Source organism: Nostoc sp. KVJ20 (assembly GCF_001712795.1).
Classification (GTDB): domain Bacteria; phylum Cyanobacteriota; class Cyanobacteriia; order Cyanobacteriales; family Nostocaceae; genus Nostoc.
The window spans coordinates 1-9,331 of the sequence record NZ_KV757654.1 but is presented as its reverse complement, the minus strand read 5'-3'; the positions used below and the strand labels follow the sequence as shown (position 1 = coordinate 9,331).

At 41.2% G+C, this 9,331-nt stretch carries 7 protein-coding genes; 5 read left to right on the top strand and 2 right to left on the bottom strand.

The window, feature by feature from the left end; genetic code table 11:
* Window positions 1-757: 757 nt before the first annotated feature.
* From A4S05_RS23600 to A4S05_RS23590, 3 genes are all read left to right on the top strand, one after another.
* Window positions 758-1,504 (top strand): SDR family oxidoreductase, encoded by a 747-nt coding sequence (locus A4S05_RS23600; protein ID WP_069072229.1) that lies wholly within the window; start codon window positions 758-760, stop codon window positions 1,502-1,504.
* Window positions 1,505-1,510: 6 nt separating this feature from the next.
* Window positions 1,511-2,449, top strand: a complete 939-nt coding sequence (locus A4S05_RS23595) for an SMP-30/gluconolactonase/LRE family protein (RefSeq protein WP_069072228.1) — start codon at window positions 1,511-1,513, stop codon at window positions 2,447-2,449.
* A 202-nt stretch (window positions 2,450-2,651) separates the two neighbouring features.
* The gene (locus A4S05_RS23590) at window positions 2,652-3,212 is read left to right on the top strand and encodes a putative antibiotic biosynthesis monooxygenase (protein WP_069072230.1); all 561 of its coding nucleotides are present in this window, start codon (window positions 2,652-2,654) and stop codon (window positions 3,210-3,212) included.
* Between the two features lie 111 nt (window positions 3,213-3,323).
* Here the strand turns inward: A4S05_RS23590 and A4S05_RS23585 are convergent, their stop codons facing one another.
* Entirely contained in the window at window positions 3,324-4,937 is a 1,614-nt protein-coding gene (locus A4S05_RS23585; RefSeq protein ID WP_069072227.1) for an NAD(P)H-quinone oxidoreductase subunit 4, read from the bottom strand.
* 492 nt (window positions 4,938-5,429) lie between these two features.
* Between A4S05_RS23585 and A4S05_RS23580 the strand changes: the two genes are divergently transcribed.
* Both A4S05_RS23580 and A4S05_RS41920 read left to right on the top strand, forming a co-directional pair.
* A complete protein-coding gene (locus tag A4S05_RS23580) occupies window positions 5,430-6,452 on the top strand; it encodes an NADP-dependent oxidoreductase (RefSeq protein WP_069072226.1) in 1,023 nt (340 codons plus the stop codon).
* A 150-nt stretch (window positions 6,453-6,602) separates the two neighbouring features.
* Window positions 6,603-8,006: a hypothetical protein gene (locus A4S05_RS41920; protein WP_069072225.1), complete on the top strand. Its 1,404-nt coding sequence runs from the start codon at window positions 6,603-6,605 to the stop codon at window positions 8,004-8,006.
* 3 nt (window positions 8,007-8,009) lie between these two features.
* Here A4S05_RS41920 and A4S05_RS23570 read toward each other — a convergent pair whose 3' ends face one another.
* The gene (locus A4S05_RS23570) at window positions 8,010-8,570 is read right to left on the bottom strand and encodes an ABC transporter permease (protein WP_069072224.1); all 561 of its coding nucleotides are present in this window, start codon (window positions 8,568-8,570) and stop codon (window positions 8,010-8,012) included.
* Between the last annotated feature and the right edge of the window lie 761 nt (window positions 8,571-9,331).

The window sequence follows — 9,331 nt, the reverse complement described above, 5'->3', positions numbered from 1 at the left end:
ATTACTCATTACTCATTACTCATTACTCATTACTCATTACTCATTACTCATTACTCATTACTCATTACTCATTACTCATTACTTCTCTTCTGCTCCATCAAATGCCTTGAGCTTGTGAGAAATGCGGGCTAATAGCTCATTAATATCTCAACGAGCAAAAATTTCAGGCTATTTTTGAATCGAGCATTTATAACCTTCTAGTATTTTCAACATTTTGAATTATTAAAAAGCTAAAAAACCTACATTTTTTGTCATCAATGATGAGTAAGCCAGTGATATAGGACTCATATTTGATTTGGTGAAAAAACTCAGTACAACTAAGAAGCCTTCTTGACTGTTGCCTGTAGCAAGATTGCCTATTGCCTGTCTACGCAAATTCGTTCAGAAATCAAAACCTGCTTTAACTATAATCTTTTCACAATCTCCGGTTAAATGAGGGTTAACTCATGAAGATTAGAATTATTACCAAATGGAAAGAGAACAACGCTTATACCAATTCTTTATGAAGCTGCATAGAATTCGATCCCCCCTAGCCCCCCTTAAAAAGGGGGGAATTCAAAGTCCCCCTTTTTAAGGGGGATTTAGGGGGATCAAGATATGTGCAACTTCACATTAAATTGGTATTAGGTGGATGGCAAGCTTCGAGTTTGAATTAAACGTCGGTAATCTCATTGATTGAACGTATCACTGCAATCAACTTGCTTAATTCACCGCATCTCAGTACAGTACAATCAAAACCAGTTTCAAGGTCATAAAAATGACGACTCAAAAAAGAATTGCTGTGGTAACAGGCAGCAATCGAGGGCTAGGATATGCTATTTCCCGTCAATTATCCAAAATTGGCAACCGCGTAATTCTGACGAGTCGTAATGAAACAGATGGTCTTGCTGCTAAAGGGCAGCTTACCAATGAAGGGCTTGATGTTGACTATCACACGCTGGATGTCAGCAATGATGGAAGTGTGCAACAGTTTACAGATTGGCTGCGTGAAACTTACGGCAAGGTAGATATTCTGGTCAATAATGCAGGCGTAAATCCCACAACTAAGCCGGAGGAGTCCAGTTTACTAACTGTGCAACTGGAAACGATGCGATCGACCTTTGAAACCAATGTTCTAGCGGTACTCAGAATTTCTCAAGCATTAATTCCGTTGATGAAGGTGCAAAATTACGGTCGCATTGTCAATATCTCAACGGAAATGGCATCTCTAACATCAGTTCCCACTGACTATTATCCTTTAGCGCCATCCTATCGACTCTCGAAGGTGGGAGTAAATGGACTAACCGTGCTTCTTGCCAAGGAACTCCAAGGTACTAATATTCTCGTAAATGCCTATTCTCCAGGTTGGATGAAAACAGATATGGGGGGAGATAATGCCCCGTTCACGGCAGAAGAAGGAGCTGAAACTGCTGTCTATTTGGCAACACTTCCCGATGGAGGAGCGCAAGGACTGTTTTTTGCAGAGATGCGAAAGTTTGGTGGCCCCATTCAATTACAATGGTAGGTTAATATGGGAAATTCCGCAGATTTACCGTCTATTTACGCAGATAAGCCGATTGAATTAGCACCTGCTAAAATTATTACCTCGTTTCCTGTTAATACTTTTTTGGAAAATCTAGCGATACCTGCGGCGGGCTACGCCTACGCCTCAGATGGCACAATTTTTGTAAGCAATCATGAGGTTGGCGAGGTTGTTCGCATTACCCCAGATGGCAATCAGCAAATTCATGCCACCGTTGAAGGTAAAGTAAGTGGTCTTGCTTTTACTACCAACGGCGATCTGGTGGCAACAGGATGGAATGGTGATTCTATACCCGTGGTTTCTCTAGTTAAAAATGATGGCACGGTGGAAACCTTGCTGACGCTGCCAGACGCAATGTTTCTCAATGGCATCACGCCACTTTCCGACACTCAATATTTGACAGCTGATTCCTATCGTGGTGCAATCTGGCTAATTGATGTTGCTCAACCCAGTGGATCAATTTGGCTAGAACATCCAATGCTTGCTCGGAGCAATTCGGAGAGCGTGTTTCCGGCTGCAAATGGCTTGAAGCGTTTTGGTGATTTCCTCTACGTTTCAAATACAGAAAAAATGTTGTTGTTGCGGATTCCTGTTGATAGCACTAATAAACCAGGTGAGCCGGAAATTTTTGTTGAGCAAACTAATATTGATGACTTTGCCTTTGATGTGGAAGGCAACCTTTATGGAGCAACGCACATTTACAACAGTGTGATACGAATTGCAAGCGATCGCAGTACTACTATTATTGCTCAAGCCGAGTCAGGTGTAATTGGTAGCACAGCAGTGGCTTTTGGTCAAAGTGAGGGTGAACGCACTGCAATTTATGTTGTAACTAATGGTGGAATGTTTTTACCTCCACCTACTGGTGTCGTTCCTGCTAATGTTGTTCGGCTTGAAGTTGGAAAAACTGGATATCCTTTAGCTTGAGAATGATGTAATTTTAGATTTTAAATTTTGGATTTTGGATTAAAGCTTCTAAATCCAAAATTTAAATTTGTTTGCTCTCCAACGAATTTGTACTTGTTCTGCGAAAACCAAGCTACGTGAAATAAATCCAAAATCCCCAAATCTTGAATTTATTCATAGGATCAATCTAAAATTTAAAATCCAAAATCCAAAATTGATAAAGATGGAACAGGACGAGCAATTTGTAACCGTGGTCATTACACAAGTTGTAAAGCCAGGATGCGAAAGCGCCTATGAGGCTTGGTTGAAAGATATTACCAAAGTTGCCAGAACCTATATAGGTCATTTGGGAACAAACGTGATTCGTCCCCAACTTGGTGTGCGAAATGAATATGTGATCATCTTCCGGTTTGACGGTTATGAGAATTTAAAGATGTGGATGACATCGCGCGATCGCGAATATTGGCTCAATGAAGGTAAACATCTGGTAGAATCCGATCCTGATGTTCAACAAATCTGTGGATTAGAAGCTTGGTTTTCTCTTCCCGGTCAACCACTGAAAACTCCACCGCGCTATAAAACAGCATTGCTAACTTGGGCAGCTGTATTTGTGTTGATTAATTTGTTAAATACATTTATAACGCCCCTGCTTCGCGGCTTACCTCCCTTAATTATTTCGTTGATCATTACCATTACTATGGTTTTGCTATTAACCTATGTTGTCATGCCTAGAGTTAGCCGTTTGTTTAGTTCTTGGCTATATCCTAAATTACGAAAAGTTTAGCACCTGATCACCTCTGCAAAATGCCAAAATTTTAGGGGCGGTTTCGTAACCACCCCTTTATTGCCCTAATAATTTAGAATTTACTTGCAGACCCCTTAATGGGAAGTTAATTTACTCAGAAATGTGAATCGAACTTTCAACTTGAGAATTAGCTAATGTTGGTGCAGAGAAAATCCGCGAGTACAGACTTGATGGTTGTTGATGAGCAACAACTGGGAGAACTTGACGAGCATGGGCGGCTAATTCCACTGCTTTTACATCATAAGTCTGCGTTGCTAATTTAGGATAGAAACCAATTCCGATGATTGGTAGCAGCAAACAAGCGGTAATAAATATTTCGCGGGGTTTGACATCAGATATTACAGCATCCAAGTGCAACTCTTGACTTTGCTCACCATAGAATACTTGACGCAGCATCGACAGTAAATAAATTGGTGTCAAAATCACGCCAACTGCTGACAGCAGCACGACTACAACTTTGAAGCTGGAACTGTAAACATCACTGGTGGCAATACCCAGAAATACCATCAACTCACCCACAAAACCACTCATTCCGGGTAAGGCAAGAGAAGCCATTGAACCAATGGTAAACAGAGCAAAGGTTTTAGGCATTACCTTAGCCATACCGCCCATTTTATCCATCATCAAGGTGTGGGTGCGATCGTAAGTAACGCCAGACAGGAAGAACAAGCTAGCAGCAATCAAGCCGTGGGAAACCATCTGTAACACTGCACCGCTGATGCCTATTTCTGTATAGGACGCAATCCCAATCAGCACAAATCCCATGTGGGCAATTGAAGAGTAAGCCAAGCGCCGTTTGAGATTGGTTTGAGCAAATGCACAGCAAGCACCATAGACAATGTTAACCACACCCAAAATTGCCAGCACTGGGGCAAAAGTCACATGGGCATTGGGTAACATTTCCACATTGAAGCGGATGAGAGCATAACCACCCATTTTTAACAACACACCAGCCAAAATCATTGAACCGGGTGCTGATGCTTCACCGTGGGCATCAGGTAGCCAAGTGTGTAAAGGGAAAATCGGTAACTTCACACCGAAGGCAATCAAGAAACCTGCATAAATCAACAATTCCAAGGTTTTGGGGTATTCTTTCATTCCCAGAGTCGCCATGTCGAAGGTGACGGTATCTCCAGAGAATGCCATTGCAAAACCGGCAATCAAGATAAATATTGATGCAGCAGCGGTGTAGAGAATGAATTTAGTAGCGGCATAACGGCGATTTTGTCCTCCCCAGATGGAAATCAGCAGGTAAACCGGCACTAACTCGATTTCCCACATCAGGAAGAACAACAGCAAATCTTGGGCGACAAATACGCCAAGCTGGGCGCTGTACATCGCTAACATCAAACCATAAAATAATCGCGGCTTGGTGGTAACTTTCCAAGCCGCGAATATTGCGAGGGTATTTATTAAGCCTGTCAGAAGCAGTAAGGGCATCGATAAACCATCAACCCCTACAGCCCAATGCAAACCTAACTGCGGTATCCAAGGATAGTTTTCTACAAGTTGGAGTGTTGAACTCTGAAAGTCGTAGTTATACCAAAAGGCACAAATCATCAGTGCAAAGTCGGCGATCGCAACTCCCAGACCATACCACCGGACAGTTCTACCTTCTTTGTCTGGGATTAAGGGGATGGCTAAGGCAGCCACCAAGGGTAAGAGGATTATGGCTGTTAGCCAGGGAAATTCAATAGCATTCATCACTTCTGACAATCAATTTGCCTTCTCGCTTTTGATTACATTATATTAAGGAATCAATACTTTTGTAAACATTCTTGAACTCCAAAAGATTAAATTTTTGCCTTTGACAAGAATATATACTCATCGTATGTTAGTTTTTCAGGATAAATAAGAATAAATACTTATCTAATTTTGCCAATTACATTCTAAATGTAAACTTTTGCAACGTCAACTTTAGCTGTCGTTACAATATCGTTGCATTTTCTGTTCACTGGAGTACTTTGAGAAAAGAAGTTTTGATAGATATGTGGTTTGAGACAGGACACTTCGGGTTAGAAGCAAACGATTGGGTGTCTAATTTGGGGGGAGGGACTACAGATGGTACACAGGAAGAGAGAGATAAGCCACCTAAGCCGCCTGGAAATTAGGGCAAACGCACAGTAGTTTTAGCAAAGCCTTGGTGATAAGGATATTGATGAAAAAATCGCCTAAAACATGAGAGGAAAATAACTTATGTCCGATTTAATTAACAAACAAATCATCCTCAAAAGTCGTCCAGAGGGCGAACCAAAAGAGAGTGATTTTGCTCTGGTAGAAACACCAACTCCCGAACCAGGTGAAGGCGAAATTCTTAGCCGCACCATTTATCTATCTCTCGACCCTTATATGCGTGGTCGCATTAGTGGAGGCAAGTCTTATGCTGCACCTGTAGAATTAGGTTCAGTTATTGTCGGTGCTACAGTCAGCCAAGTAATTAAATCAAATCATCCTCAATTTCAAGTAGGAGATTTTGTTCTTAATAGTAACGGTTGGCAAACTTATGCTGTATCTAAGGGTGAGACACTGCGTAAACTTGATCCCACTCAAGCACCTTTATCCTATAGTTTAGGTGTACTGGGTATGCCTGGACTGACTGCTTATGCTGCTCTGCTTGATATCGGTCAACCTAAAGAAGGCGAAACTGTTGTGGTTTCAGCTGCTTCTGGGGCTGTCGGTGCAGTAGTAGGTCAAATTGCCAAAATTAAAGGTGCGCGAGTAGTGGGAATTGTCGGGAGTGACGATAAGCGGGATTATATAGTTAAGGAATTAGGTTTTGATGTTGGCATTAACCGCAAAACTCAAGAACTTGATTCAGCGCTCAAAGAAGCTGCCCCGAATGGCATTGATGTTTACTATGACAATACAGCAGGTGTGATTTTAGAAACTGTCTTGCAGCAGATAAACCTTGGGGCAAGAATTCCACTAGTAGGTTTGATTTCAGAATATAACGCCACATCTACTCCACCAGGGCCTAATTTAATGCCACTACTAGTCAAACGGGCTTTAATCAAAGGTTTCTTAGTTAGCGATTATCAACATCGGTTTAATGATTTTTTGCACGATGTTTCTGGATGGTTGCAGTCTGGTCAAATCAAGTATAAAGAAGATGTAGTTATTGGTTTAGAGAAGGCTCCTGGTGCATTTATCGGTTTACTTCGAGGTGATAATTTTGGCAAGTTGATTGTTAAGCTCAATGACGATCCAACAGCAGCTTAATCGGTTATTAAGTTGGGTATGTGGTACGTTGACACTTAAATTATTTCCAAATGAGCGAAAATTCTGGCACACCACTGGATAAAAGGGAGCAAATTCTTGAAAATCAGCGTCAGGAGTAGATAATTCAACTAAAGTTTTAGGTGTAACTAGATGCACAATGGTTTTAGGAGTAAGCTGCCACTACTGCTGACATTCTGCTTATTTACTAGCTTTTTGCCTGCTTCTGGTTCAGTTTTATGTCCAGCCGTTGCCTCTGACGAATACTATAAAGTAGCCAGAAATTATGGCAGAGATGGACGCACAGGAACCGATGGGCGATCGGGTAGAGATGGTAGCAGTGGTGAAAACCAAAATATTTTTGTCAATGGTTCACCTGTAAATCTTGATTTGTCGGGTAAAGATGGTGAAGATGGGGAAGACGGGGAACATGCTGATCGTCCTGACTGTGGTTATCAACGCAATCGCGTCAGCCACGACATAAACGCCCCCAATGGTGGTAATGGTGGTAGTGGTGGCAAGGGAGGAGATGGGGGAAATGGTGGTTCCCTCACAGTCTATTACAGCAATTTGGCAGACTTGCGAAACATTTCCGTTCGAGCAACTGGTGGAGAAGGTGGGCGCGGCGGTAGAGGTGGCAACGGTACGGAGGGTTGTAACTGTCACAGACGGAGTTGGGAAGTGAAAACCTGCAAGGGGACTCCCGGTAGCCCTGATTACAAGTGTACTGATAAGGTTTATCGATGTAGCGATGGTAGCGATGGACGAGATGGCAGTGATGGTAGCGATGGTAGCCAAGGGCGCTTAGGAATTTTGAGTATTGTGAATAGCAATGAACCTTTGGCAGGGGATACTCCAACTGTGCAGCTAGCAATTTCGCAACTGATAAACAAACAGGTCAACCTCTCGAAGAATAAGTGGAATATTCGTAAAGGGGCAACTTCTCTACTTGCGCCTGGTGCTGCGATCGCTGATGATTATCGAGAGTTTGAACAACGTCTAGAAGAGGCTTTTCAAATAGTTTGGCAAGAAAGACAACCCATTACCAGCTTTGGTAATCAAGCTGTAACACTAAATTTAACTGATAACAAACAAGTAGAAATTACTTTTCCTGAAGAATTATGGGTTGAAGGTAACACCAAAAGTGACGCTAACTTAACAACATTTACCGTCAACCATGCCATTCCCAAAAAAGATGTCACTCGGTTAGCTGTGGCAGAGTTTGGCGATGCAGGACAAAACCTCAACTTAAAAATAGTCGATTTGGCAGCAAAGTCTGATGCTATTAATACTCAGTTTCGCGTGAAATTCCGCGCCCAGGATAGCTTGCACGGTTTTTCTGGCTACAAAACTGAATATGAAGGGGATATTCCCAACGAACTTGTGACTCGTGACTACAACCGTTTTACTCTAGCTTTGGGCAAGCTAAAAATTCCTGATGAAGCTTTGCGCCCTGGTATCAACGTTAATATCGAAGTCGTAGCAACTCGTTCTTTGGGAATACGTTCTGCGAAGCAAACTATTAGCTGGCAAGGTGCAATCCGCAAGCCTAGATAACGTTTAGGAAGATTTTTTACCATCTGATACCATTTGCGAGAGAATATAGGCTGCAAAATCTAGTAACTGATCCAGCAAAAAACCAATAATCCCGATGTAGATAATTACCTGGATGATGTAATCAGCATTGCCAGCTTTATAAGCATCCCACAGGGTAAACCCAAGTCCTTTTGGCCCTGTTAACATTTCTATGGCAATAACTATAAACCAGGCTACCCAAATGCTAACTTTCAAGGCATGAAATAGATGAAATATAGCTGCTCGAAAGTTGTTATTCTGTCTCTTAAAATGTCGCATACCTATTGCAGTATTAATAATCATCGTCCAGAGAGTTCCCAGAAAAACTACTATAATGGCAGCCGATTCACTCTCTTGAAATGCTATTAGGGCAATAGGCAGCAGAGCTATAGGAGGGATACTATGTGGTATCTGAAATATCAGCCTAAATAGCTGATAAATCATGCTATTCATACCTATGAAATACCCGATAAAGCTACCCAATACGGCTGCTGGGATGTAACCAACAAACAACCGTTGTAAGCTAGCTAAAATGTCTAAGAACATATTATTTTCTCTGCCTCAGTTCTCATAAAAAGCATTTGGAAAATACTGCGGCAATAAGATAAAAAAGTGGATTAAAATACACTTTCGCTTCGATTGATAAATGATTTTTATATCTTCTCCTCCTTGATAAATAATCAAAAAACTTAGGTATTATTACGATGAGATAGTAGTAGTACAAAGAAGAGGTAAAACTTTGATTTACTAAACTTTATCAGAAAAGCAAATGGTGATTAGTAAATTAAATACAATTTCCATAATTTACTTGGTTGGTGATTTTAACAAGTATAAATGTGTACAACTTTTTATACTAGATAAAGTGCCAAATTTGTTATTAGCAATACAGAATATCTATACAATTGACCTCTTGCAAAAACATATTTTTGCAAGAGAGGGAAAGGGGTAAAGGTTAAAGGGAAAGGATTTTGAGTTTCTTTACCCTTTTCCTCTTCCCCTTTACCCCGACTTTTGCAAGAAGTCTAATGGTTTAGTTAATACCAGCCAATCGATTGGCTGGCCCTAACGGTAGCGGTACAGTTTCCTTCAGCAATCTTCAATACATCTTCAGTTCTGCTAAGTAAGTGGGCAAGAATAAATCAAACTATATTAAGTAATGTAAAAATCAATTGAATTAGCTCGTAGCAAGAGCTTTAGCCCTTAGAGGATGTTTTAAAAGTCGAAGCGAGTCAAAAATTATGCCAGTCGCCTGACCATAATCCGGATCATCGCAATGTAAATAAAAGTCTCAGAGGTTTCTGGTAGTC

Excerpts from the sequence above, each read along its gene's own strand:
- A4S05_RS23590 (WP_069072230.1), top strand. The coding sequence starts at position 2,652 with ATGGAACAGGACGAGCAATTTGTAACCGTGGTCATTACACAAGTTGTA.
- A4S05_RS23595 (WP_069072228.1), top strand. The coding sequence starts at position 1,511 with ATGGGAAATTCCGCAGATTTACCGTCTATTTACGCAGATAAGCCGATT.
- A4S05_RS23570 (WP_069072224.1), bottom strand. The coding sequence starts at position 8,570 with ATGTTCTTAGACATTTTAGCTAGCTTACAACGGTTGTTTGTTGGTTAC.
- A4S05_RS23600 (WP_069072229.1), top strand. The coding sequence starts at position 758 with ATGACGACTCAAAAAAGAATTGCTGTGGTAACAGGCAGCAATCGAGGG.
- A4S05_RS23585 (WP_069072227.1), bottom strand. The coding sequence starts at position 4,937 with ATGAATGCTATTGAATTTCCCTGGCTAACAGCCATAATCCTCTTACCC.
- A4S05_RS23580 (WP_069072226.1), top strand. The coding sequence starts at position 5,430 with ATGTCCGATTTAATTAACAAACAAATCATCCTCAAAAGTCGTCCAGAG.
- A4S05_RS41920 (WP_069072225.1), top strand. The coding sequence starts at position 6,603 with ATGCACAATGGTTTTAGGAGTAAGCTGCCACTACTGCTGACATTCTGC.